The organism is Synechococcus sp. R8-2, from assembly GCF_047461715.1.
Taxonomy (GTDB): Bacteria; Cyanobacteriota; Cyanobacteriia; order Thermostichales; family Thermostichaceae; genus Thermostichus.
Genome location: NZ_JANSHQ010000185.1, coordinates 1 through 1,204 on the forward strand (window position 1 = coordinate 1; position 1,204 = coordinate 1,204).

Sequence of the window (1,204 nt, forward strand, 5' to 3'; positions counted from 1 at the left end):
ACTAGTACTTGACCACACTGATTACTGATGATAAAAGCGACGAAACGTGAGCCGGGCATTGGCCGTGGTGAACCGCCATTGCACGGTAGCCCGGACTTCACTACGGGCTTTTGCCCATGCGTCTACCGCTCGGCGTACGCTCTCTCTATCCGGCAGACGCCGATCCAGACATTGGCGAGCCAGGATGGAGAACTCGATCGCTGTCATGTTCAGCCAACTGCCATGCTTCGGCGTAGAGTGAAACGCCAACTTCCGTGTCAGCCGTCGGGCTTCCTCTGGTGGAAAAGTCTGGTACAGCACCGCTGGGGTATGGGTGTTCAGGTTGTCCAGCACCACTCGAATCTCCTCTGCCTCCGGGAAGACTGCATCCACCAGCCATTTCATTTGGCGGGCGAAGTCCTCCTTCGTCCGCCGCTCCGTCACGTGGACTTCCCGCCAGCCCGTCAGGGGGTGAACGATCAAAAACAGGTTGCAGCATCCTTGCCGCTCATATGCGTCGTCCACCCGCTGCGGACGCCCCGGCTCCATCGGCAGGGGCGCCTGGACATCCGCCACCAACTGATACGGCCGTTCGTCAAAGCAGACGACCGGTCGTCGTGGGTCGTAAGGTTCGGCGTACAGGTCTAGCACATCTTCCATGCGCCAGAGGAAGTCCGCAGTAATCTGTCCAATGCACCACTGCTGCTTCTGCCAGGGCTTAAGGTTGTTTTTTTTAACACCCGCCGCACCGTTTCGTCGGAGATGGATTCCACCATCTTCCGTTCCACCAGCCGGTCGGCCAAGAGCTGCATCGTCCAGCGCTCCCGGCCCTCCGGCGGCGCGCTGCAGGCCAGGGCGATCAGGAACGCCTCCTGTTTGCTGTCCAGTTTCGGCTGGGCGCCAGGCCGGGGGCGCTCCTGCACAGCGGCTTCCAGCCCCTCCTCTACGAACCGTTTTCGGATGTTCCGCACCGTCTGCGGATTCACCTTGAGCACCTCGGCTATCGATTGATCGGTCGCGCCCTCTGCTGAAAGGAGCAGAATCCGGGCCCGAGTAACCATCCGGGCTTTCACTTCCCCCTTCTTCAGGAGATCAAGCAGGGACAAGCGCTCCTTTTCGGTCAGCGTCACCACGTATGCTTTGGGTCTGGGCATGGCTCCTTCCCTCCACGAGAGGAGTGTGGAAGAAAGAATACCCTATGAGACCAGTGTGGTCAAGTACTAGG

1 pseudogene is annotated in these 1,204 nt (G+C 59.8%); it reads right to left on the minus strand.

The window, feature by feature from the left end:
* Positions 1-21: 21 nt before the first annotated feature.
* A pseudogene (locus NW819_RS05035) lies at positions 22-1,040 on the minus strand (IS630 family transposase).
* Positions 1,041-1,204: the final 164 nt, after the last annotated feature.